This window comes from Lysinibacillus sp. FSL P2-0066 (assembly GCF_037969495.1).
In the GTDB taxonomy this organism is placed as follows: Bacteria; Bacillota; Bacilli; order Bacillales_A; family Planococcaceae; genus Lysinibacillus; species Lysinibacillus boronitolerans.
Genome location: NZ_CP150202.1, coordinates 2,891,578 through 2,915,007, shown reverse-complemented (window position 1 = coordinate 2,915,007; position 23,430 = coordinate 2,891,578). Strand labels below are relative to the sequence as shown.

Sequence of the window (23,430 nt, the reverse complement as noted above, 5' to 3'; positions counted from 1 at the left end):
TTTAAAATTCATCCTCATCCTCTGTCACTAAAAAGGCCCAGTGTCCAGCAATTTTTTTACTTTCAATATAAAGGTATGCTGTTTCATTGTTTTTACCTGTTAAATGGAGAATCGCTAGACCTTCAGCTTTTGGCGTAATATGTAGTTGCCCGTCAAGAATTGTCGCTTTTACAGGCACTGGCTCAAAACCAAAGCTTTCGAGTGCTACATGTGTTGGTTCGAAAGGTAATTCTTGCGCTGTCAGTATTAATTCATCTGTCAAATGATATAAATCAATGCTGCGAACAAAATCATAGGAATACACATCTGCGGCCATCTTTTGTTGTTGCGTCCCATCTGAAAATGTAACAATGTATTGTCCATTTTGCGAGATGGACAGTGTTTGATCTTGTTGATTAAAGTTATAGAAATTTGAAGCGAGTGGCTGTCCATTCGCGTTTTGAACCGTCACCTCTGTTGGCATGAATGGTAATTTGCTTTCAGACAAATCGAGTGGTAAATTTTCGATATAATCATCTTCTTTTACTTCTTCAAGTGTTACCTTCAGCTTACCATTTACATTTTTGACATGTACTAAATAAAAAATGTCAATAAAGTCCTCTGAATCATCCGTCAATCCAGTAATCACTAATTTACCCGTACCTTCTTTTATAGGGGTAATCGTGATAGACTCTGTCATATCTTCCTCTTCATTCCATGTGAAAATATCCTCTGCTGGCTCAAGACCACCATAAGAGGCAAAAATATAGTCCTGTTTAAATTGACTTGCATAGACGGTTGCATTGCCTAGCAACTTTTCAGCTCGTACAACAAAAGCAGCCAGCTGAGAGCGCTTTACATTGCTTTTTGGGCCGAAAGTCGTTGCAGATGTTCCTTTGGTAATCCCATTTGCAAACAATGCTTTAATATGTGGCTCAAATTCATTCCCCTTTTTAACATCTGTAAACGGTAATTGCGTGTTACTCGTACTTATTAATCCAAAGCCTTTCGCAATCATTTTAGACATTTGCTCGCGAGTGATATTTTGAGTAGGGTAGAAATAACCATTTGCACCATTAATAATGCCAGCATTTGCTAATGCTGCAATGGCTCCGTAGTTTTCATCGCCAGGTTTGATGTCTTTGAATTGGGGATTTTTTACGTGAACTGTATCTAACTTTAAAATTCCTGCTAAAATCTTCGCAGCCTGTGTACGTGTAATAGGATTAGCGGGTTTAAATGTCCCATCCATATAGCCTGAAATAATGCCACGCTCTGCTAATTGAATAATAGCCTTACCTTCCTCATTGGTTGGGTTGATATCAGGAAAAAATGATGCTGCATGTGCGGGTGGTGCGATAATAATCGCACTTGTTGCTAAAGCAGAAGCCATAGCTAGTTGAAATAAACGTTGAGACTGCAATTAAATTCCTCCAAAAAGTACAATAGAAAATTTTATAGTATATATGTTTCTGGTCAGACCTTCCTATGTATCAGTTCAAACTTCCGGACGAATGAATGTTAAAAGGTGATGAGTCTATAGCTTATTAAATAATCATTATTTAACAGCTAATACTAACTATAATAACTTATTTATACCAAAAAGATGGAACAGCGAATAGAGGGAATTTCATCCATATCATGACGTGTTTGGTAATCGATGATGCCTAAAAAGGGTGAGCTAAAACTAATTAACTTGCATAGCGTAGAACTAACTTCATTTTATCTTTTAAATAAAAAGAAATACCTTTGATTTTATAGGAGGATGCAACTATATTACCTTTCTTTTTAATGAATAAATTTCAATTTTTACAAAATAAAATTATTGCTGATATTTAATTTTATTTGTTATTTTTCTGTCTTTAAATAAAGAATATGAAGTCTGATTTATCTATATTTTTATTTATATCTATATTTATAAGTATTTTAATAGGTAAAAAGATTTGTATTTTTGTTTAGTTTTCATTATATAAGTGGTAGAAACTGTTCATTCGAGACCCATATACTAGTTGAAAAGGCATTTTAACCTATGATATTGTAAATGGTATAGATAATGGTAATTATATTTTTTAAATATAATTAAGTCGTTTAATCTCCATCGAAACTGATGTACGCTTGATCACTTTAGACATGCCTATGAAATATAAAAGCCTCTATCAGCAAAACGTATTGTTATACGTTTATCAGAATAGCGCAGTCCTATGGAAGAAGGAGGGAGTCACATAGTGCTTAGTACATTGCGTATGTGGCAAAATATATGCTACGAAAAGTAACCTTAAGTATTCATGAAGTTGAAGCAAATGATATATTAGCAGAAGATATTTTTTCAGAGTATCGTTTATTGGCTAAAAAGGATTTAGTTTTAACGGAGCGAATTATTGCCTTACTTAAACTTCGTAAAGTAGATGAATTATCTGTCTATTTGCCATCTGATTCAGTTCGAGTTGTCCATGATTTAAGTGCTCAACGAACAAGAGAATATGAAGATCTATTTGCCCCATTAATTGAAAAAAGAGATCCTGTGGATGATTATAAAGAGACAGTTAGTCAGCTTTTTATGACAACGTTGGAGAATGTCGTGCACGAATTACGCTATGGACAAATTCTTAAAAGCATACAGGATACGGCTTATGTAAGAGGTGTTTTTGAAAAGATTTTGGAAAAAAAACATCGCTATGAGCTACTTATGCGTTTAAAGGAATGGGACGAGTATTCATTTGTCCATTCATTTGATGTATTTGTATTAGGTACAATTTTTGCTAGATACCTAGGTTTAACAGATATCGAAACACTAGCTAGGGGCTATTTGTTCCATGATATCGGGAAGGTTTTTATACCTCAAGAAATATTAAATCTGAAACGCAAACTCTCTGAAGATGAGTTCGATATTGTAAAGACACATACAACAAAAGGCTACGAGCTACTCATGGAACATAACGAGGAAGACATTGCCTATTTGGCAAGAGATCATCATGAACGCTTTGCGGGAAAGGGCTATCCCAATCAACTTTGCGCGGATGATATGAGTGAGGGTGTACAATTATTACAAATTGTTGATGTATATTCAGCGATGACATCCAAGAGAGTCTATCATGTTGGCTATGGTGCTACAGATGCTTTAGCTGTCTTATACAGAGATCGTCATTTATATAATGAGAGCTTTATGCATAAATTTGTAGAATGTTTAGGGATTTATCCAGTTAACTCTGTTGTTATGTTATCAGATAACCGCAGTGCGCAAGTAGAGCTTGTTTATGATTTATTTCCTACATTACCCAAAGTAAGGTTGTTAGATGAGCAGAAATCAATGAACTTACCTTTAAACTACAGTGTGAGAATTGCGAAAATGATCGACTATCGAGCTAATAGCTTTGAAGAGATTTTCAACTTATTTGTTGAACAATTAATCCGCTGTGACGAAAATAATCTGAGAATTCATTTTAATAAATTAATTGACCATTTACATCCTAAAGAAATTGTCTTAAAAATTTTCTTACCAGCCTTTCGTATTTTACGTTTATTAACAAGAGAAATCCAAACAGATATGACGAAATATCGCAATTCTATTGGTATTTTAAAAACGCTACTAGAGGAGCAATTAAACGTTTTATATATGGATTATCAACATGAACAAACGACCATATTAGTTGTGGAGACATCGCTACGTGAAAATTTCTTCATTAAGCTTGTTCAAAGTATTTTGTATATTGATAAAATTGTGCCATTCTTTATAAACCCAGGTGATGATCAACGTATTACGCAATTGATGGAACATTGTGATGTTAATGTCGCTTACTTTATTGAAGAGGAACTAACTTTTGACAAACGGGTTCGTCCAATGCGAGAAGGTACATTCCTTTATTACTCACTAGCGGATATTGAGGAGCTATTAGTGAGCTTAATAGGTTTGAGCATGAAAAAGTTTTCATTCGAGGAAAAAATGCAAGAGCGCTTATTTTCAACATTTAAAGCATAAGAAAGAGGGAGTTGCCGGCTGGCTACCCCCTCTTTTTTTAAGTGATTAGAATTGTAGGTGTTTTTCAATATATGCTTTTACTTCAGCAATAGGCATACGAACTTGTGTCATAGAGTCACGATGACGTACTGTTACTTGGCCATCCTCTTTTGAATCAAAATCATATGTGATACAGAATGGTGTACCAATTTCATCTTGACGACGGTAACGTTTACCAATTGATTGTGATTCATCAAAATCAACAGGGAAGGCTTTACGCAGTTCAGCCCAAACATCTGTAGCTTCATCAGATAATTTTTTAGAAAGTGGAAGAACAGCAGCTTTGAAAGGTGCTAAAGCAGGGTGGAAACGTAAAACGGTACGCTTATCGTCACCTTCTAGCTCCTCTTCATCATAGGCATCACATAGGAAGGCTAATGTTACACGATCAGCTCCTAATGATGGTTCAATACAATAAGGAACATAACGTTCATTTGATACAGGATCAATGTAAGTGAAATCTTCACCAGAGTGCTCCATATGTTGTTTTAAGTCGTAATCTGTACGATCTGCTACACCCCAAAGCTCTCCCCAGCCAAATGGGAATTTGAATTCGATATCTGTTGTAGCGTTAGAGTAGTGAGATAGCTCATCATCCTCATGGTCACGAAGGCGCATCGAATCTTCTTTCATGCCTAGGTTTAGTAACCAATTTTTACAGAATTCTTTCCAATATGCATGCCATTCAAGGTCTTCACCAGGTTTACAGAAGAATTCAAGCTCCATTTGTTCGAATTCACGTGTACGGAATGTGAAGTTACCCGGTGTAATTTCGTTACGGAAAGATTTACCGATTTGTGCGATACCAAATGGTGTACGTTTGCGCATAGAACGTTGAACGTTTTTAAAGTTCACGAAAATACCTTGTGCCGTTTCTGGGCGTAAATAAATTTCATTTGTAGAGGATTCCGTTACACCTTGGAATGTTTTAAACATGAGGTTGAATTGGCGAATATCTGTGAAATCTGCCTTTCCGCAATCAGGGCATACTACGTCATATTTAATCATTGTTTCTTTCATTTGGTCGAATGTCATACCATCAACAATGATTTCATCGCCTTTCGCTAATGCAGCGTCTTCGATAATTTTATCTGCACGGTGGCGGGCCTTACATGATTTACAGTCGATCATTGGGTCATTGAAGTTTCCTACGTGACCAGAAGCAACCCAAGCTTTTGGGTTCATCAAAATAGCAGCATCAATACCTACATTGTATTCAGATTCCTGAACAAACTTTTGCCACCATGCTTTTTTAATATTATTTTTTAATTCGACACCTAGTGGACCATAATCCCATGTGTTTGCTAAACCTCCGTAGATTTCAGAACCAGGGAAGACAAAGCCTCGATGCTTCGCTAAAGATACGATGGTTTCCATTGATTTGTTAGCCATAAAATAGCCTCCTTTAAATTTTTAATACGTTGTTTTAGCGGTAAAAACGCCATAGTTTTTTCATTCAGTTGCAACTAAATGAAAATAGCACCCGTCTCCGGGCACATTGTATGCCCAGGGACGAGTGCTAATACCCGCGGTTCCACCCTGATTGTTTTAAACGAGTAGTTTAAAACCTCTTTTCAAAAAGTTAGCTCAGGGAGTGCCTTTTCTCTGTTGCTGTGTAGACTTTCACCATCTTCTACTCGCTATAGAATGGAACAGATACTTTTTTCCCATCATCGCCTGTATAACGCAATTTGCTCGAAAATACTGATAGAGCAAGCGTATGTGTCAATATTGTAGCATGTAGTTCTTTAATTCGCAATAATTATTAAAATAGTATATAATAATTGAGCATAAGTATAACACTATTAGATTTGAGGCGGTGAGTCCAATCGAACTCAATAAACGTCAGGAAGACATATTACAAATTGTGAAAGAAAATGGCCCAATTACTGGGGAACATATTGCTGAACGTCTCAATCTGACAAGAGCAACTCTAAGACCAGATTTAGCAATCCTAACTATGGCAGGATTTCTGGATGCAAGACCAAGGGTTGGTTATTTTTATTCAGGTAAGAAGGCATCTGTTACATTAATAGATAGTATTCACAATTTAAAAGTGAAGGATTTTCATTCTGGGCCAGTAGTTGTCCCTGAAACAATGACGGTTTATGATGCAATTTGCTTTATGTTTTCAGAAGATGTTGGTACACTCTTTGTCGTAGATAAGAATGAGTTTTTGACAGGCGTACTATCTCGCAAAGATTTACTGCGTACAAGTATTGGCACGCAGGATTTAAATAAAATTCCAGTACATATTATTATGACGCGTATGCCAAATATTTCGTACTGTGAAAGATCAGATTCTTTAATTGTTGCAGCGAACAAACTTATTGAACGTGAGGTTGATTCACTACCAGTAGTTGAACCGCAAGAGGGTGGTTTAACGATTGTTGGTCGTCTTACAAAAACAACGATTACACGGGCTTTCTTATCTCTTGCACAAAATGTCTAAATGAAGGAGAGCTGCATGAAAAGACTACGCGTATTTGTTGTATCTGATTCTGTCGGTGAAACTGGTGATCAAGTTGCAAAAGCGGTTATTAGCCAGTTCCGACCGGGTCTTGAAAATACTGTGATTCGTCGATTTCCACATATTCAATCAGAGGAGCTTATCCGTAAAATTGTTTTTCTTGCTTCGCAACAGCGAGCATTCATTGTTTATACACTTGTTCGCCAAGAAATGCGTAAATTATTACATGATTTATGTGAACAAGAAAAAATTCAGGCTGTTGATATTTTAGGGCCAGCCTTACAATCAATGGCAGCTTTTATGGAAGAAAATCCATTGGAAACGCCTGGTATTGTTCATCTGCTGGATGATGATTATTTCAAAAAAATTGAAGCGATTGAATTTGCGGTAAAATATGATGATGGTAGAGATCCAAGAGGATTATTACAGGCTGATATTGTACTAGTTGGTGTATCACGAACTTCTAAAACACCACTATCACAATATTTAGCCCATAAAAAATATAAAGTGGCGAATGTACCTTTAGTGCCAGAGGTAGAACCACCAGAAGAGCTATTACAGATAGACCCTAAAAAATGCTTTGGATTGATTATTTCCCCTGAGAAGTTAAACTCAATTCGGAAAGAAAGATTAATGTCTCTCGGCTTGAATGATGATGCTATCTATGCACAGCATGAAAGAATTCTTGATGAGATTCAGCATTTTGAAAAAATTGTCGGTAGAATAGGTTGTCAAGTTATCGATGTGACAAATAAAGCTGTTGAAGAGACAGCAAATACGATTATCGAACATATTTTGACCTGTAAATAAGGATAGAATTTTAAACCACCTCGGTTAGCAGAGGCGGTTTTTTTGAGTGGATTTTGAAAATGGTATAGATAAAAACTAATTTTTGTTTTATAATAATAAAATTGTGGTAAAAATATTTATAAGAGAAAAATCCTAATTTTTTGTCGAGAAATAAAGGAATTTTAAAACGAATAGCGAATTGTGTTTCTAGAACGCAAATATTAAAGATGGTGATGGATTTGGCAGGGAAGATTCCAGAAGAAGTAATTGAGCAGATTCGCACACAATCAGATATCGTTGATGTTATTAGTGAATACATGCAGCTTACTAAGCGTGGGCGAAATTGGTTTGGTCTCTGTCCATTTCATGGAGAGCAAACACCGTCTTTTTCTGTATCTACAGACAAGCAAATTTTTCATTGCTTTGGTTGTGGTGCAGGGGGCAATGCCATTACTTTTGTAATGGATATTGAAGGCATTTCTTTTCCTGATGCAGTTGTGAAACTTGGGGAACGTGTTGGCATACACTTAGATGTTGAGCCAAGTTTCCCTGGAGGAACGAAAAAGATATCTAAAGCGGAAGAAAGGATGAAAGAAGCACACGCTTTTGCAGCAGATTTTTTTCATCATTTACTGTTGAATACAGAAGATGGTGAAGAACCTTTAAATTATTTGCTAGAAAGAGGATTTACAAGGGAACTTATCGAATCTAATAACATTGGTTGGTCTCTCCCAAGCTTTGATGCATTAACAATATTGCTTGAAAGAAAAGGTTATAACTTACAAGAAATTGCCGAAAGTGGCTTAATCATCAAAAGAGAGGGAGAAGAGCGTTATTTTGATCGTTTTAGAGGACGTATCATGTTTCCTATTCGAGATGAGAATGGTAAAATTATTGCCTTCTCAGGACGTATCCTTTCATCCAATGGTGAGGAAGCAAAATATTTAAATAGTCCAGAATCACCAATTTTCCAAAAAAGTGAAGTGCTGTATAACCTAGATAAAGCACGAACTTCTATCAGAAAAAATCGTCAAGTAGTATTGATGGAAGGATTTATGGACGTTTTAGCAGCCAACTCTGTAGGTGTCATGAATGTTGTTGCGACAATGGGTACTTCGTTAACAAATCAGCATATCACAAAGCTAAAGCGCTTAGTAGAGCAAATTACGATTTGCTATGATGGTGATAATGCTGGATTTGATGCAGCGAAACGAGCGGCGCAGCTACTGCATACAGAGCGAATGAAAGTTGATATTGCCGTGTTGCCAGAAAAATTAGATCCTGATGAATACATTCACACTTTAGGTGGACAAGCATTTAAGGAACAAATTTTGGAAAAACCTCATGCGTATATTGCTTTTATGATGATGCATGCTAGACGCAATAAGAACTTTCAATTTGAAAATGATACGCTTCAATATATTCAAGAAGTTCTTGAGCAGCTAGTGGGAAGATCTTCACCAGTTGAACGAGATTTGTATATACGACAGCTATCAAATGAAACAAACATCTCGGAAGAAGCCATTTATGCCCAATTCCGAAAACTGGAGGCTAATCAGGTACGTTCTGCTAAAGTAGAAATGCCTACACAGATACCTTCAATGCCAGTCACGCAACAACAAAAGCCTATGGACGCAGCCGAACGTGCCGAACGTTTATTACTGGCTCATATGCTTCATAATATAGATGTAGTGGACAGGGTATTACGTAGTGAGCAAAAAGAGCCATTTGTACGAGATGCCTATATGGCAGTTTTTGTTCGCTTAGTTGGATTTTATGAGGAGTATGGTCATCCTGATTATCAACGTTTTGTGGAAATTTTGGATGACGCTGAATTACGAAAAATTGTCATGGAAGCGGCTTTAGTTGAGCGAGATCCAGATCAAGCAGAGGCAGAGGTTATGGACTCTATCCGTCAGCTTCAAAAATATAGAATTGAGCAAGAAATTTATCAAAAGATGCATGAGTCAAAGGAAGCGGAGAAGATGCATGAGTATGCACGTGCACTTGAAATCGCCCAACAGATTATTCATTTAAGAAAATCGTTATCGGCGATTTAACCCGATTCGGTTGTTTAGAAGGAGGAAGGTTTATGGCGGACAAGTCAGAACGTTCAAAAGAGATAGAAGTAGAAATTACATTAGATGATGCAAAAAAATTCCTACAAGAAAAAGCAAAAACAGAGGGTGAAATTTCAATGAAAGAAATTTCAGAGAAACTAACACCTTATGAATTGGAAAACGAAGAAATTTTCCATTTTGCTGAGGATCTTGAAAAGCATAAAGATATTCAAATCATTGGAAAAGAAGAATTTGAAGAAGAAAGTCTAATGAAAGAAGAAGCGAACGAAGAAACTTTCGACTTAAATGATTTGAGTGTGCCACCAGGTGTTAAAATCAATGACCCTGTACGTATGTATTTAAAAGAAATCGGCCGAGTAGATTTATTATCTGCTGAGCAAGAAATTGCACTTGCTGAACGTATTGAGCAAGGGGACGAGGAAGCGCGTAAACGCCTTGCGGAAGCGAACTTACGTCTAGTTGTATCGATTGCAAAACGCTATGTTGGTCGTGGAATGCTATTCCTTGATTTAATTCAAGAAGGAAATATGGGTCTTATTAAGGCTGTTGAAAAATTCGATTATCGTAAAGGATTTAAGTTCTCGACTTACGCTACATGGTGGATTCGTCAGGCGATTACACGCGCAATCGCTGACCAAGCGCGTACGATTCGTATTCCTGTTCATATGGTCGAAACCATTAATAAATTAATACGTGTACAACGTCAACTTTTACAAGATTTAGGTCGTGAGCCTTCTCCAGAGGAAATTGGAGAAGAAATGGATTTAACACCTGAAAAAGTACGTGAAATTTTAAAAATTGCACAAGAACCAGTATCTCTTGAAACACCAATTGGAGAAGAAGATGATTCCCATTTAGGAGACTTTATCGAGGATTCAGAAGCACAATCTCCTTCCGACCATGCAGCCTATGAACTGTTAAAAGAACAATTAGAAGATGTACTAGATACGTTAACAGACCGTGAGGAAAACGTACTTCGTTTACGTTTTGGGTTAGACGATGGTCGCACACGTACATTAGAAGAGGTTGGGAAAGTCTTTGGCGTAACGCGTGAACGTATTCGTCAAATCGAGGCGAAAGCACTAAGAAAATTACGCCATCCTTCTCGTAGTAAACGTTTAAAAGACTTCTTAGAATAAAATTTAAAATAGCTGGAGCTATCCAAGTAGTGAGAAAATGACTAATTGGTATAGCTCCTTTTTTATAGAATTGAAAAGTCAACAAAAAAGAAATTAGCCCTGCTATTCACCTATCGATGCTATGCAATCATAGATAATTAGAATGAGGGAAATGCTAGATTTGCGACTTTATACAGATGTGTTTTCAAATAGTGTGAGATAAAATTGTAATACAACCATTATTAAGCAATGTTTGGAGCTAACACTATGACAAATCCTCGCAAAAAAATAATCCTTAATGAAATTTTGTTTTGGAAGCAAAATAAACTTTTACCTGAGCACTATTGTGACTTTTTAGCAGCTCTTTATACGGAGGGGGCTGACATAGAGGAGTTAGAACCAGTGCAACATCCTAAACAAGCGGTCTTGCCATCAGAAAAAAGAAAAATGATCCTATTGGTAGTGGGTCTATGTATCGCCATAATGGCTGTTTTGGCACTCTATTTTACAATGCAATCTTTAACATTGATTTTTACAGTAATCGTGGGAGTAGGTGCATGCATCTTATTTATTGCTGCGTGGCAAATGGCTCGAAAAAAAAATCTACTAGCTCCCATTTTTCATGTACTAGCGGCCATCCTGTTATTTAGTATGTCGATCCGAATTTGTACTACATATTTTAGTGGAAATAATACGGTTTTATTTTGCTTGATTGCAGCAAATTGTGTCATTTGGCTGTTGTCAGGTATTAAAATGAAACTTCTATATTTCACAGTCTCAGGTGCTTTAGGATTAATAGCACTAGTTGGGTACTATATCATAAATTTATCCTGATTTAGCAAATGGTATTTCTATCGATGTACAAGGAACTCCATCTACTAAATCAGGTTAGAAACTTAATTGATCTTTAGTGTTTATATAAAACCATAATTTGTGACAATTTATCTATAATAGGGTCAGTATCATGTTAAAGTTTTTACCTCAGAAGATTCAAAATCTGTACGCTAATTAAAAACGTACAGATTTTTTAATTTTGGGTATATCAATGAGTGAAAAGGGTATGATAACAGCATAAATATAATGAAAAAGAAATTGTATAAAAGGATAAATTTGACCAATTTTGGATGTTGGCAAGACATATTTTATCCAATAGATACAGAAATGTCGAATTTGTTACAAACAAAGGAAAACTTAGCGAATAGGGCTTTTCGTTTCTTTGTTAATGAAGTACAATATTAGATGTTGACTGATTCTATATTATAATAGAAGTAGACTTAAAATGAGGAGGGGAAACTTATGAAAAACAATCCAGTCGTTCCTTACATCTTAATTCTGGCATTTGGTATTGGTCTTATTTTCTTCATGTCTTTACAAGGTGCAGATAACAAGAAAGAAATTGCTGCTGAACATGAGGGTGGTGGCGAAACTACTACAGAAACAACAGATGCAGAAGCTGATGGTTCAGCACTAGTACAATCTTGTATCGGTTGTCATGGTGGTGACTTAACTGGTAGTATGGGTCCAAATCTACATGGCTTAGATGAAGCACATATCGTAGAAGTTTTAACAAAGGGTATCGAAGGTACTCCAATGCAACCAAACATGAAAACTGAAGAGGAAGCAAAAGCAATCGCTGAATACATTTCTACTTTAGAATAGTAAAACTGACAAGTAGCTGTACTGAAATAGTACAGCTACTTTTTAGATTTAAGCATCATGAAGATGGGGTTGTCCACATAGAAATGTGAGACAACTCCATTTGTTTTTTTTCACGACATCATCCATACTATTAATGGACTCTATTGAAGATAGGCGGTATAAAAATGAACGCACAAAAACTTTCAAAGCGATTAGAAGCAGTAGCGAAATTTGTTCCTACAGGAGCAGTCATGGCGGATATTGGTAGTGACCATGCCTATCTACCATGCTATTTAATTCACAAAGGGACTGCCTCATATGCCATAGCAGGGGAAGTTGTAAAAGGACCCTATGAATCGGCGGTAGGACAAGTACAGAAGGAAAACTTAACTGAAAAAATTACAGTACGCCTTGCAGACGGTTTAGCAGCGATAGAAGAAGCTGACCATGTGGATACGGTGACAATAGCTGGCATGGGTGGACCATTAATTGTTTCCATTCTAGAGAAGCATCCAGAAAAGCTTCAAGGTGTCACACGTCTAATCCTACAGCCAAATATTCACGCCAAGGTTATCCGTGAGTGGGCTTTAGCACATCAATGGGCGATTCTTGATGAAGAGATTTTAGAGGAAGATGATAAAATCTATGAAATCCTTGTGTTACAAAGAGGGCAAATGGAGCTCTCTACAGCAGAGATTTTGTTTGGACCTAAGCTAAGCCTGCGTAAATCACCAGCATTTACGAAAAAATGGTTGCGTGAAAAAGACAATTGGCAACGTGTACTACAATCCATTGAAGGAGCAGAACAAACACCTGAAATTGAAGAAAAGCGTGCAGAGTTAACGGCTCTGATACATTTAGTAGAAGGAGTTTTGTAAGATGAAAACGGTAAATGGCCAAGAAGTTATTCAAGTGTTCGAAGCATGGTCGCCCAAAAAACTAGCTTGTATGGACAATGATCCAATTGGACTAGCGATAGGGACCCTCAACAAACCTGTAAGTAAAGTTTTGGTGACGTTAGATGTCAATGAAGCCGTGGCAAATGAGGCAATAGAAAAAGGCTGTGAGCTGATTATCGCACATCATCCACCAATCTTTAGACGCCTAGCGAATATCCGCACAGATCATCCAGCAGGGCGCTTATATGAAAAGCTCATTAAACACGATATTGCTGTATATGCCGCTCATACAAATTTAGATGTAGCTGAAGGTGGGGTAAATGATTTATTAGCAGATGCCCTACAGCTAAAAAACCGTTCTATATTAGAAGAAACGTATGCAGAGAATTTATTGAAGCTAGCAGTCTTTATACCAACTGCTAATGCAGAAGCATTACGTGAGGCGCTTGCAAATGCTGGGGCGGGTCGTATTGGCGATTATGAAGCATGTAGTTATACAACGACTGGAGAAGGTCGGTTCCGTGCATTAGCAGGAGCGAATCCGTTCGTAGGCTCTGTTGGCGAATTACATGTGGAGGAAGAAGTAAAGGTAGAAGTTGTTTTTCCTGAATCTATTAAAGGCCGCGTGTTAAAGGCCATGCTTACTAGTCATCCTTATGAGGAGCCTGCCTATGATGTGATACGTCTTGAGCAGCAAACAAATGTGATGGGATTAGGGCGTGTAGGTTACTTAACAAAGGAAATGACGTTACAGCAATTTGCTGAATTCGTTAAACAGCAACTAGATGTGCCAGCTGTTCGTGTAGTGGGTGATTTACAATCGAAGGTCAGCAAGGTTGCGCTTGTTGGTGGAGATGGTAATAAATATATCTATGCGGCAAAACGTGCAGGAGCTGATGTTTTCTTAACAGGCGATATGTACTTCCATACAGCCCAGGACGCACAAGCTATTGATTTGCAAATAGTAGATCCTGGTCATCATGTAGAAAAGGTAATGATTGCAGGAGTAGCAAATAAAATGACTGAACTATGTAAGGATAAAAAATACTTGGTTGAATTCATCCAATCAACGATCCATACAGAACCATTTTTATTTGTATAAGTGAGGGAACAAATATGGCTAATGAAAGACCAGCTGGTAATAAAGCCGGCAAGCTATGGATCATGATTGGTTTATTCATCGTTATTTTTGGTATTGGTATGACGGTGATGACAAATATGGTCAATGATAAGAAAATCGATGCAATGACACAGCAATGTGAAGATGATGGTGGACAAGCGATTGTAGCAAAGGAGAAAAACTTTTTATCCACTAGCTACTCATTTGAATGTAAACAATGAGGTGGAGGCTGAACGCTAGCAGTACTAGTGTTTCAGCCTTTTTGAATGCAAGAAATCTATAAATAGTGATAAGATGAAGAAAAAATTGATTAACAGAAGTGGAGAGGGTTGTCTTGTTTATTCGTTTATCTAAAGATCAGCAGGAAATGATTCTTGCTGATATTCAACGGTTTTTTTATAATCAGCGTGATGAAGATATTAGTGAATTTGAAGCCGAACGTTTGTTAGATTTTATCAAGGAGCATATTGCCCCCTACATTTATAATGCTGCCTTATCAGATGCCAAGTATGTTGTGGAAAGACAATACGCCTCTATTGAAGAGGAATTAGAGGCATTAGAGCAGCCCATTAAAATAAAATAATCCTCTTTATCCCTCTAGTTTAAATATTTGACAGGAAAGAAAGATTGATGGTACCTTAATCTTGAATTAGAGATAATTCAATTCTAACTATTCAGAGCTAATGAACGGGTGATGAATAAAGAGATATTTTCCTGACCAAAATGATTACGAGTGGCGAGCACGTACGATGAACCGTGATGGAGTCACAAGAATGGATGATAAGAGGAGGCGTCATATGTTAAAAATCGGTATTATTTTAGGAAGTACGCGAGAAGGTCGTGTAAGCCCACAGGTTGGAACTTGGGTAAAGGAAGTTGCGGAAAAACGTCGTGATGCGGAATATGAAATAATTGATATCGCTGAATTTAAATTACCATTTTTAGGGGAACCAGGTGGAGACACTTCTGGTGTAGCTGCATGGTCAGAAAAAGTAGCAGCTTGTGACGGCTTTGTCTTTATTGTTGCGGAGTACAATCACTCCATTACAGGTGCATTAAAAAATGCATTAGATTATTTACGAGTGGAATGGAATAATAAAGCTGCTGGTATCGTCTCTTATGGTTCTGTTGGAGGTGCACGTGCAGCAGAGCATCTAAGGGGAATTCTCGGAGAATTGCTAGTTGCTGATGTTCGAGTGCATCCAGCATTATCATTATTTACTGATTTTGAAAACGGCTCTGTCTTTAAACCAAAAGAGGTGCAAGCAGATTCTGTACATCAAATGTTAGACCAGCTCGTGCCATGGTCAACTGCTTTGAAAACAATTCGATCCTAAACTTAAAGTTTTGATTCAGACGGCCGCTTTCAGAAAGCGGTCGTTTTTTGATGAGGTAAAATCCATTAATGTTTGATTTCTTCAAGGACCTTTTCCTTTAAATCATTTTCCATCGATGATAATTTTACTGTATTGGTGAGGCGCTCTTTTAGTTCTTTATCTGTCATAATGCCACGTTCCTCTAAGATTTGTACAAGCAAATTTAATGTCAGTATATTTTTAATATCCGCTGCTTTTGAGTCCATACAAAACCCTCCAAAATGATAGAATTACTACCTCTTAAGTGTACTCCTTTTTGAGACGTATGACACAGAAAGGTCAAAACAAAGCAAATTTATTTCGCATCACGGAATATATGGGGAAAAATAAGCGATACAGGATCTGATAGTCCAGTGTTTGAACACTTGCAGATTTCCTTTATGAAGGAGGGGAGATCCTGTATGTGACACTTCGTTTTTTAGTATGAAAAGTATGTGCTGTTTCAAGCTAGAAAAGCGAATATTGTAGTAAAAGGGGACATACCTTCCTATCAGGAGGGATTCAATGGGTAAACGGTTTGGACTTGTCATCGGACTGTTAGTAGTCATTATATCTATGTTGATCCTATTTGATATATTTGCAGGAGAGAAAAGGTCAGAAGCAAATAAAGAGGCTCAATCGCTTATAACAAATGAAGAGTTAAGTCTAGCTCGATTGAAGGATAAGCTCCTTGAAAAGTATGTCGGCATTGACGTTAAAACGACGGAAGAAAAGGAATTAGTAATTCAAGTTGTAGGCGGAGAAGACTATTTCCAGTCAATTAAAAAAGATATGGAATCCATAGCAAAAAATGCTATAAGAACGTCTCCATTAAAGGACTATCCGATAGTTTTTGAAAGGTGGGAGTTTACCTCCTTACTTGATAACAACAAGGTAATGGGAGATGATATGAACCTTTTGATGGAAGAGTTAATCGCAGGCTTAGAAGCTTTTGATGTATATGAATATTTAGTCATTGAAAATCAAACAACCATTACCATACAAACAACGATAAAGGGCGCTACGAATGAGGCACTTGCGTTAGCTTTAAGGATGGAAGAAGCCATCAAAAAGATTGTACAAGCAAAAGTATCACAAAATGATTCCTATGTTATTAACATATTAAATGCACAACGAGAAAAATTAAATTAGCCGTGTATGATGACACATGATAAAGACATCGAGAATTTGACACTCGATGTCTTTATCATGTTTAAATCCAGCTATGTAGTTATGGCAAAGAGTGCTTGATAAAGGGTTGCTAGGAGTGCAACAAAGTGCATATCATCCGCTTGGAAAAGCTTAAACTGTATGCCTGTCTGTACTAGTTCAGTTTCAATAGAGCTTGCACTAGCAATCTTTTCATCATTGCAATATAAATAAGCAGTAGAGGTAAAATCCTTTTCAAAACGAAATTCTATATCGTCCATTTTGAAAGAATAAGAGGATTCTAATAATTGCACTGTTTTCCGTTGTATCGGTATCAAGCTACCATCAGGCATGACAATTTGATGGCTGACTCCTTTTGTTAACAGGGTAGATTGTACTTGAAAAAGTGGTGCACCTAAAGTAGTTCGTGTCTCATAACGGTACGGTAATGTTTGCTGTGCAGCTACCAGCAAGACAGCATTCAGTACTTTACCAGCAGAGGTACGCTCCATTTTTTGAAGTACACATACTGTTTCGTTCTGTTCATTCACGATTGGAATATCAGTGAAGCTTTTAAAGCCCTTCGGATAGGTAAGTGTAAAAGTTGTCATAAAGAAACCTCCAGTCATTATTTATACGAGTAGGTAGTCGATGAGGTTTCAAGAAACTAGCTCTACGGTGTTTTTTATCTACTTACCTCTTTATAAATAAAAGAACAGGCTGCTGAAGTAGCAAATTATTTCCGCTTTCAGCAGCCTGTTCATTTTATGACATTTGGGTATGACCGGATAGAGCACGCTTTTCCTGCTCTGTATCAAATTCTTTTTCCATTTTTGACACGACCACTGTAGCTACACCATTACCAATTAGATTTGTAACTGCACGTGCTTCTGACATGAAACGATCTACGCCGATTAAAAGGGCAATCCCCTCAACAGGAATCATCGGGAATGCTGCTAATGTCGCTGCTAGTGTAATAAAGCCAGAGCCCGTTACACCAGCTGCCCCTTTAGAAGTAAGCATTAAGATGGCTAATAACGTAATTTGATGCCAAACATCTAAATCCACACCATAGGCTTGTGCAATAAAGATGGCAGCCATTGATAAGTAAATGGATGTTCCATCTAAGTTAAATGAGTAGCCTGTGGGAATAACTAACCCTACCACTTGCTTCGAACAGCCATAGTTTTCGAGCTTACGCATCATGGAAGGTAATGCAGATTCAGATGAGGATGTTCCGATAACGATAAAGATTTCATCTTTAATGTACTTGATAAATTTAAAAATACTAAAGCCGAAGTAATGGGTAATCAATCCAATAATTACAACAATAAAAATAAACATTGTAATGTAAACAGATAGCATTAAAAATCCTAAGTTTCCTAGCGATTTAAGTCCAAAGTTTCCGATTGTATAGCTCATGGCGCCAAACGCACCAATAGGCGAAATTTTCATTACCATGTTAACGATTTTAAAGAAAATATCGGCCACTTGCTCGAAAAATTTAATAACAGGTTTAGCTGGTTCTCCAATTGCCGCAGCGGCTAATCCAAATAAAACAGCTGAGAATAAGACTGGTAATAATTCACCATTTGCTAAAGCACCTACTACATTTTCAGGAATAATTTGCATAATAAATGCACCTAAACCATGTTCTGCAGCTGCCGCTTCTGTATATTGAGAAACATCGGCACCGCTTGCAGCATCTGTATTAAAACCTTTACCGGGTTGAACAATATTGACAACGATTAAGCCAATTGCAAGGGCAAAAGTTGAAACAATTTCAAAATAAATTAAAGCTTTTCCACCAATTTTCCCAACCTTTTTGACATCCCCCATACTACCAATGCCGATGACGACTGTTAAGAAGATAATTGGTGCTATTAACATTTTAATAAGTTTAATAAATATATCCGCCAAGATTTTGAGCTTTGCCCCGAATTCTGGGAAGGTTGCTCCCACGATAATCCCTAGTACAATGGCGATCAAAACTTGTACTGTCAAGTTTTTAAAATTTATCCGCATATAGTTCTCCCCCTACAACAACGATGAATATTGTGTGAACGCTTTCATGTGGTTATCATAGCTGAAATTTTCCGACAATAGTGTTTATGACCGTAATGGTTGTATTGTTCATTTTGTTCATTCTGAGAGAAAGAGGAGTTAGTGCTAGTGATATCAAGGGTTTTAAGCTGTTTTATAGTAGATTTAAAATTGGGGAAACTATTATAATACAAAAGAAAAAATCCTTACGTTTTGTAAGGATTTTTCATTAATGAACAAAAGTATTAGGGATCAACGATTTTTTCAATCTCTGCTAAGATTTGATCGTTTTGAATATGGGCTCTATAAAAATCATAAACAGGTGCAAGTTGTTCCTTAAAGCGTTGTCTTTCTTGGGGACTCATTGTATACACATCAAAATCATCTAGCTGTTTCAGCTTGTCCATATCTTGTTCATTCATAAGTTCAGCCTGCTCAAATTGCCAATCGGTTGTTTCTTTCATAGCATCCAACAACTGATGCTGAATTTTGATAGGTAGAGAATTCCAAAAGGTTTCATTCATTAACACAGCATAGCCTAAAATCCCATGCTGAGTGATAGTCATATGCTTTTGTACTTTGTAAAAACCCTTTGAATAGATATTAGAAGCGGTATTTTCTTGTGCGTCTATTGCATGCTTCTCTAAATCCGAAAAGACCTCACTAAAAGAAATAGGTATAGGTGTTGCTTTGACCACTTCAAATTGCTTTTCTAATGTTTTACTTGGCATCGTACGCACTCGTAAGCCCTGTAAATCTTCAAAAGTATGAATAGGCTGCTCAACAGAGGTTAGATGCTTAAACCCATTGTACCAAAAGCCAAGCCCTTTAATATGGAACGGCTCTAGCTCATTAACCAATTGTTCACCAATAGAACCCGTTAGGACTTCCTTTACTTCCTCATTTGTATTAAATAGAAAGGGTAAATCAAGCACCTGCCAATTAGGAACATAAGCCGTCATTTTAGAAAAAGTAGGGATGATCATTTCCACTTCTCCCTTTTGCAATGCCTGAAATTCATTTTCATCATTAAATAAAGAGGAGTTGGAGTAAACATGTACTTTGACCTTCCCGTTTGTTTTTTCTTCTACTAGCTCAGCAAATTTGTTGGCAGCTTGGCCTTTAGGGGTATTTTCAGCGACGACATGACTTAAATGAATTGTTATCTGTGTGTCTAAACCCTTTTGCTCATCATCATAGGGAAGTGGCTTGGCGAATAGTAATCCTTGTTGAACACTGATAGTGAGGATTAACACAAGCACAGTTATAATCGTACCAATAATAAATTTTTTCATTGTATACACCCAATTAATTCGTATTTTCTGATGTTTTTGTTATTCTAACATATGGAGTAAGCTAAAATATAGTAGGAGGGAGGCGGTCAGTTGAAATTTCAGAAGTTATCCATGCAAAGAAAAATTATGTCTCTGACTTTTTTTATTCTCATGCTTTCCTTTAGCATTGGCGGTACTTTTTTGTTAGGTTTTGTCATGAATGAGCAAAAGACCAAACTAAGTGATCAGGCACTCCTTGTAGCAAAAACCGTCTCTCAGCTTCCTGAAATAAAAACATATATTGCTAGTGAAAATTACTATGATGCCGTACAGCATATTAATCCTGTTGTAGAGGAAATCCGTGATATCAATGGGGCAAAATATATTGTTGTTCTTGATATGCAACGACGAAAATATTCCCATCCTAATAGCCAGGAACTTGGTCGAATATCTCAATCTGGAGATTTAAACGCCGCTTTTTCAGAGCATTACTATACGTCGATTGCACGTGGAGAACACGGTAATATGGTTCGTGCGTTTGTTCCGATTATGAACCATGAAGGACAACAAATAGGTGTTACAGTAGTAGGGTACAGTGTTCTTACGGTAGTGGAGTTACTGCAAACAATGCAAACCGAACTAATGGTTACTGTACTATTATCGTTACTATTTAGTGTATGGGGAGCACGAACATTGGGGCTTCATATGAAAAAGCAAATGTTTGGGTTAGAGCCGCATGAAATTGCCAAAATGTATGTAGAACGGACAGAAACGTTTAATGCCATGCACGAAGGCATCATTGCTATCGATAATGATTTGACCATTACGATTTTTAATGAAAAAGCCTGTGATATCTTAGGCGTTTATGAAAAACCCTCTACATTGATTGGACAGAAAATCTTTCATGTCTTGCCAGATACACGACTTCCTGAAATTTTAGAGCTGGATCAGCCGTTATTTAATCGTGAGCTGTATATTAATAATCATAGTATTATGAGTAATCGAATTCCGATACAGGTTAATGGCGAAACTGTTGGGGCAGTGGCCATGTTTAAAGACCGTACGGAAGTGAAAAAGCTTGCCGAAGAATTAACAGGCGTTAGAGCATTTGTCCAAGCCCTTCGTGTACAAACACATGAACATAAAAATAAACTGCATACGATAGCGGGTCTTTTACAGCTAGGTCATCATGAACAGGCACTTTCTTACTTAACACAAGTGAAGGAAGAGCATGATGAAATCACTAACTTTTTAAACGAACGAATAAAAAATGAAAATATTTCTGGGCTATTGCTCAGTAAAATTTCCTATGCGAAGGAACAAGGAATTCGATTGGAAATTGACCGTGAAAGCCGATTTACATCATTTCCAGCTAATTTGGATCATCATGATTTCGTCATTCTCTTTGGTAATTTGATAGAAAATGCGTTTGATGCATTAAAGGATGTACAGGTCGAGGAGAAGGTGATTCATGTTTCTGTGGATGAAGATGATGACGTATTAGCCATATTAGTAACCGATAATGGTGTTGGCATGACGGAAGAGGTCAAGCAGCACATTTTTGATAATGGTTATTCTACAAAAGAGAAAAACTACCGTGGAATAGGGTTATTTTTAATAAAGGAAATTGTCGAAAAAGGGCAGGGTGACATCGAAGTCATCAGTGAGCCTAACAAAGGAACAAGTTTTTTAATCACCTTTTATTATTCATAATGGGATGGAGGGCTAGCAGTGACACAGATTAGAGTATTATTAATTGAGGATGATCCAATGGTACGAGAGGTAAATCGTCAATTTATTGAAAAGGTAGAGCATTTTCAAGTGGTTGGACAGGCACCTAATGGGTTAGAAGGCATTACGCAAATTTGTCAACTGAAGCCTGATTTAGTTTTTATGGATATTTTTATGCCAGAGCAAGATGGTATTACAAGCTTACGCAAAATACGTGAGCTCGATCTACCAGTAGATGTTATTACCGTGACGGCTGCAAATGATATGGAGACAGTGAAACAGATACTACATCTAGGTGTTTTTGATTATATTATGAAGCCCTTTTCTTTTGAACGTGTTAAAGGGACACTTGACAATTATTTACGCTTTAACAAGCAAACTCAAACAGAACGTGAGCTCACACAGGGAGAATTAGATCAGTTATTTCATTATCGTGATGGACAAACCCTATTGGATCAATCTGTTACATTGAAATCCGAGAAAAATCTCCCAAAAGGTTTTAATCGTACAACACTTGAAAAGGTTGTGCACTTTTTACAATCGGTGGATGGTGCTTCAGCAGAAGAAGTAGCCAGTGGAATTGGCATTGCCCGCGTAACAGCTAGAAGATATTTAGATTATCTTGAAAAACAAGAGGAAATTACAATGGATGTCCATTATGGTGGCATTGGGCGTCCTATAAACTATTACTTTAGTAAATAAAGAAAATCCTGATTGTCATTATGCAATCAGGATTTTTTGCGAGTAATTAATAAGGCATGATTTTATCAACAGGTGTTGCTGTCTTAATCTTTGGCAGAATTTTATCTAGTGTCACTGTACGCTTAATCTCGTGTGTAGATGGATCATTTTCATCAAATTGATCAAGGAAGTTAATAACCTCTTTTACAATTGGGGTTGGCGTAGAAGCACCTGCTGTTACAGCAACGATGTTGATACCTTTTAACCATTCTACTTTTAGCTCTGAAACATCTGCAATTCGATAGGATGGTGTTCCTGCAATTTCTACAGAAACTTGTGTTAAGCGGTTCGAGTTATTGGATTTAGGATCACCTACAACAATAAGTAAATCCGCTTCACCTGCTTGCTGTGCAACAGCCTCTTGACGTACTTGTGTAGCTAAACAGATCTCTTTGTGTACCTCAATATGTGGGAATTTTTCTTTTAAACTATCCATTAAATGGGCGACATCCCATTGGCTCATTGTCGTTTGATTTGTGACAAGTAATTTATCATTCGTTAATTGTAAAGCATCAATATCGTTAGAAGACTGTACTAAGTGGACATGATCCGGGGCAACGCCAATAGCACCCTCTGGTTCGGGATGTCCTTTTTTACCAATATAAATAATGTCATAGCCTTCTGCTGATTTTTCACGAATTAAATCGTGGGTAACTGTTACATCAGGACATGTAGCATCAATGGACACTAAGCCTTTTCGCTTCGCAATCTCACGAATTTCCGGTGAAACACCATGTGCTGTAAAAATGACAGTACCTGTTTCAACTTGTTCAATAATTTCTAGGCGGTTGTCACCATCTAACGTGATGATACCATCCTCTTCAAACGCATCTGTGACGTGTTTATTATGCACAATCATCCCTAAGATGTAGATAGGTCTTGGTAATGTTTTATCAAGTGCGGCGTTACGAGCGATCACCATCGCATCTACAACACCGTAGCAATAGCCACGTGGATTAATTTTTAATACTTGCATGGTGGTTGTGACTCCTTTCAAGCTTACCTATCTACATTATAACGGACAGTGA

22 protein-coding genes are annotated in these 23,430 nt (G+C 37.1%); 15 read left to right on the top strand and 7 right to left on the bottom strand.

Features of this window, described 5'->3' with window-relative positions; genetic code table 11:
• Position 1: 1 nt before the first annotated feature.
• Positions 2–1,402 carry an S-layer homology domain-containing protein gene (locus MKZ14_RS14580; protein ID WP_333006499.1) on the bottom strand — a complete coding sequence of 467 codons (1,401 nt, stop codon included), beginning with the start codon at positions 1,400–1,402 and terminating at the stop codon, positions 2–4.
• An 834-nt stretch (positions 1,403–2,236) separates the two neighbouring features.
• Here MKZ14_RS14580 and MKZ14_RS14575 point away from each other — a divergent pair.
• On the top strand, positions 2,237–3,955 hold the full coding sequence (locus tag MKZ14_RS14575) for an HD domain-containing phosphohydrolase (protein WP_036076238.1): 1,719 nt from the start codon (positions 2,237–2,239) through the stop codon (positions 3,953–3,955).
• Between the two features lie 45 nt (positions 3,956–4,000).
• On the opposite strand, the gene MKZ14_RS14570 is transcribed toward MKZ14_RS14575, so the two are convergent.
• Complete coding sequence (locus tag MKZ14_RS14570) at positions 4,001–5,386, bottom strand: glycine--tRNA ligase (protein ID WP_004227145.1); 1,386 nt, start codon at positions 5,384–5,386, stop codon at positions 4,001–4,003.
• Between the two features lie 427 nt (positions 5,387–5,813).
• Between MKZ14_RS14570 and MKZ14_RS14565 the strand changes: the two genes are divergently transcribed.
• The 11 genes from MKZ14_RS14565 to MKZ14_RS14515 all read left to right on the top strand — a co-directional run bounded on the left by MKZ14_RS14565 (position 5,814) and on the right by MKZ14_RS14515 (position 15,446).
• Complete coding sequence (locus MKZ14_RS14565; protein WP_004227151.1) at positions 5,814–6,446, top strand: helix-turn-helix transcriptional regulator; 633 nt, start codon at positions 5,814–5,816, stop codon at positions 6,444–6,446.
• A gap of 15 nt (positions 6,447–6,461) precedes the next feature.
• Positions 6,462–7,274: a pyruvate, water dikinase regulatory protein gene (locus MKZ14_RS14560; protein WP_004227157.1), complete on the top strand. Its 813-nt coding sequence runs from the start codon at positions 6,462–6,464 to the stop codon at positions 7,272–7,274.
• Between the two features lie 206 nt (positions 7,275–7,480).
• Positions 7,481–9,313: a DNA primase gene (dnaG, locus tag MKZ14_RS14555; protein ID WP_081011013.1), complete on the top strand. Its 1,833-nt coding sequence runs from the start codon at positions 7,481–7,483 to the stop codon at positions 9,311–9,313.
• Positions 9,314–9,345: 32 nt separating this feature from the next.
• Positions 9,346–10,473, top strand: coding sequence for an RNA polymerase sigma factor RpoD (gene rpoD, locus MKZ14_RS14550; protein WP_004227165.1), 1,128 nt, complete (start codon positions 9,346–9,348; stop codon positions 10,471–10,473).
• Positions 10,474–10,719: 246 nt separating this feature from the next.
• Positions 10,720–11,286: a hypothetical protein gene (locus MKZ14_RS14545; protein WP_281216142.1), complete on the top strand. Its 567-nt coding sequence runs from the start codon at positions 10,720–10,722 to the stop codon at positions 11,284–11,286.
• A 462-nt stretch (positions 11,287–11,748) separates the two neighbouring features.
• Positions 11,749–12,111, top strand: a complete 363-nt coding sequence (gene cccA / locus MKZ14_RS14540) for a cytochrome c550 (protein ID WP_016993532.1) — start codon at positions 11,749–11,751, stop codon at positions 12,109–12,111.
• Positions 12,112–12,275: 164 nt separating this feature from the next.
• Positions 12,276–12,968, top strand: a complete 693-nt coding sequence (locus MKZ14_RS14535; protein ID WP_048392198.1) for a tRNA (adenine(22)-N(1))-methyltransferase TrmK — start codon at positions 12,276–12,278, stop codon at positions 12,966–12,968.
• 1 nt (position 12,969) lies between these two features.
• On the top strand, positions 12,970–14,091 hold the full coding sequence (locus MKZ14_RS14530; RefSeq protein WP_258859748.1) for a Nif3-like dinuclear metal center hexameric protein: 1,122 nt from the start codon (positions 12,970–12,972) through the stop codon (positions 14,089–14,091).
• Positions 14,092–14,105: 14 nt separating this feature from the next.
• Positions 14,106–14,330, top strand: a complete 225-nt coding sequence (locus tag MKZ14_RS14525) for a hypothetical protein (protein WP_016993529.1) — start codon at positions 14,106–14,108, stop codon at positions 14,328–14,330.
• 113 nt (positions 14,331–14,443) lie between these two features.
• Complete coding sequence (locus tag MKZ14_RS14520) at positions 14,444–14,692, top strand: DUF2164 domain-containing protein (RefSeq protein WP_016993528.1); 249 nt, start codon at positions 14,444–14,446, stop codon at positions 14,690–14,692.
• 214 nt (positions 14,693–14,906) lie between these two features.
• The gene (locus MKZ14_RS14515; protein WP_016993527.1) at positions 14,907–15,446 is read left to right on the top strand and encodes an NADPH-dependent FMN reductase; all 540 of its coding nucleotides are present in this window, start codon (positions 14,907–14,909) and stop codon (positions 15,444–15,446) included.
• A 65-nt stretch (positions 15,447–15,511) separates the two neighbouring features.
• On the opposite strand, the gene MKZ14_RS14510 is transcribed toward MKZ14_RS14515, so the two are convergent.
• Positions 15,512–15,691, bottom strand: coding sequence for a hypothetical protein (locus MKZ14_RS14510; protein WP_016993526.1), 180 nt, complete (start codon positions 15,689–15,691; stop codon positions 15,512–15,514).
• Positions 15,692–15,989: 298 nt separating this feature from the next.
• Between MKZ14_RS14510 and MKZ14_RS14505 the strand changes: the two genes are divergently transcribed.
• A complete protein-coding gene (locus MKZ14_RS14505) occupies positions 15,990–16,616 on the top strand; it encodes a hypothetical protein (protein ID WP_016993525.1) in 627 nt (208 codons plus the stop codon).
• Positions 16,617–16,687: 71 nt separating this feature from the next.
• On the opposite strand, the gene MKZ14_RS14500 is transcribed toward MKZ14_RS14505, so the two are convergent.
• The 3 genes from MKZ14_RS14500 to MKZ14_RS14490 form a co-directional block, all read right to left on the bottom strand.
• Entirely contained in the window at positions 16,688–17,224 is a 537-nt protein-coding gene (locus tag MKZ14_RS14500) for a hypothetical protein (RefSeq protein ID WP_333006498.1), read from the bottom strand.
• A 154-nt stretch (positions 17,225–17,378) separates the two neighbouring features.
• The gene (locus MKZ14_RS14495; RefSeq protein ID WP_016993523.1) at positions 17,379–18,638 is read right to left on the bottom strand and encodes a dicarboxylate/amino acid:cation symporter; all 1,260 of its coding nucleotides are present in this window, start codon (positions 18,636–18,638) and stop codon (positions 17,379–17,381) included.
• Positions 18,639–18,901: 263 nt separating this feature from the next.
• Positions 18,902–19,951, bottom strand: coding sequence for a TRAP transporter substrate-binding protein (locus MKZ14_RS14490; RefSeq protein WP_016993522.1), 1,050 nt, complete (start codon positions 19,949–19,951; stop codon positions 18,902–18,904).
• Between the two features lie 150 nt (positions 19,952–20,101).
• Here MKZ14_RS14490 and MKZ14_RS14485 point away from each other — a divergent pair, with 150 nt between their 5' ends.
• Positions 20,102–21,643 carry a sensor histidine kinase gene (locus tag MKZ14_RS14485; RefSeq protein WP_167444839.1) on the top strand — a complete coding sequence of 514 codons (1,542 nt, stop codon included), beginning with the start codon at positions 20,102–20,104 and terminating at the stop codon, positions 21,641–21,643.
• An 18-nt stretch (positions 21,644–21,661) separates the two neighbouring features.
• Positions 21,662–22,363, top strand: a complete 702-nt coding sequence (locus MKZ14_RS14480; protein ID WP_339280165.1) for a response regulator — start codon at positions 21,662–21,664, stop codon at positions 22,361–22,363.
• A gap of 46 nt (positions 22,364–22,409) precedes the next feature.
• Here MKZ14_RS14480 and MKZ14_RS14475 read toward each other — a convergent pair whose 3' ends face one another.
• On the bottom strand, positions 22,410–23,378 hold the full coding sequence (locus MKZ14_RS14475; protein WP_004227216.1) for a 4-hydroxy-3-methylbut-2-enyl diphosphate reductase: 969 nt from the start codon (positions 23,376–23,378) through the stop codon (positions 22,410–22,412).
• Between the last annotated feature and the right edge of the window lie 52 nt (positions 23,379–23,430).

Excerpts from the sequence above, each read along its gene's own strand:
- MKZ14_RS14575 (WP_036076238.1), top strand. The coding sequence starts at position 2,237 with ATGCTACGAAAAGTAACCTTAAGTATTCATGAAGTTGAAGCAAATGAT.
- MKZ14_RS14570 (WP_004227145.1), bottom strand. The coding sequence starts at position 5,386 with ATGGCTAACAAATCAATGGAAACCATCGTATCTTTAGCGAAGCATCGA.
- MKZ14_RS14560 (WP_004227157.1), top strand. The coding sequence starts at position 6,462 with ATGAAAAGACTACGCGTATTTGTTGTATCTGATTCTGTCGGTGAAACT.
- dnaG (WP_081011013.1), top strand. The coding sequence starts at position 7,481 with ATGGTGATGGATTTGGCAGGGAAGATTCCAGAAGAAGTAATTGAGCAG.
- rpoD (WP_004227165.1), top strand. The coding sequence starts at position 9,346 with ATGGCGGACAAGTCAGAACGTTCAAAAGAGATAGAAGTAGAAATTACA.
- MKZ14_RS14545 (WP_281216142.1), top strand. The coding sequence starts at position 10,720 with ATGACAAATCCTCGCAAAAAAATAATCCTTAATGAAATTTTGTTTTGG.
- cccA (WP_016993532.1), top strand. The coding sequence starts at position 11,749 with ATGAAAAACAATCCAGTCGTTCCTTACATCTTAATTCTGGCATTTGGT.
- MKZ14_RS14535 (WP_048392198.1), top strand. The coding sequence starts at position 12,276 with ATGAACGCACAAAAACTTTCAAAGCGATTAGAAGCAGTAGCGAAATTT.
- MKZ14_RS14530 (WP_258859748.1), top strand. The coding sequence starts at position 12,970 with ATGAAAACGGTAAATGGCCAAGAAGTTATTCAAGTGTTCGAAGCATGG.
- MKZ14_RS14525 (WP_016993529.1), top strand. The coding sequence starts at position 14,106 with ATGGCTAATGAAAGACCAGCTGGTAATAAAGCCGGCAAGCTATGGATC.
- MKZ14_RS14515 (WP_016993527.1), top strand. The coding sequence starts at position 14,907 with ATGTTAAAAATCGGTATTATTTTAGGAAGTACGCGAGAAGGTCGTGTA.
- MKZ14_RS14510 (WP_016993526.1), bottom strand. The coding sequence starts at position 15,691 with ATGGACTCAAAAGCAGCGGATATTAAAAATATACTGACATTAAATTTG.
- MKZ14_RS14505 (WP_016993525.1), top strand. The coding sequence starts at position 15,990 with ATGGGTAAACGGTTTGGACTTGTCATCGGACTGTTAGTAGTCATTATA.
- MKZ14_RS14500 (WP_333006498.1), bottom strand. The coding sequence starts at position 17,224 with ATGACAACTTTTACACTTACCTATCCGAAGGGCTTTAAAAGCTTCACT.
- MKZ14_RS14495 (WP_016993523.1), bottom strand. The coding sequence starts at position 18,638 with ATGCGGATAAATTTTAAAAACTTGACAGTACAAGTTTTGATCGCCATT.
- MKZ14_RS14490 (WP_016993522.1), bottom strand. The coding sequence starts at position 19,951 with ATGAAAAAATTTATTATTGGTACGATTATAACTGTGCTTGTGTTAATC.
- MKZ14_RS14485 (WP_167444839.1), top strand. The coding sequence starts at position 20,102 with ATGCTTTCCTTTAGCATTGGCGGTACTTTTTTGTTAGGTTTTGTCATG.
- MKZ14_RS14475 (WP_004227216.1), bottom strand. The coding sequence starts at position 23,378 with ATGCAAGTATTAAAAATTAATCCACGTGGCTATTGCTACGGTGTTGTA.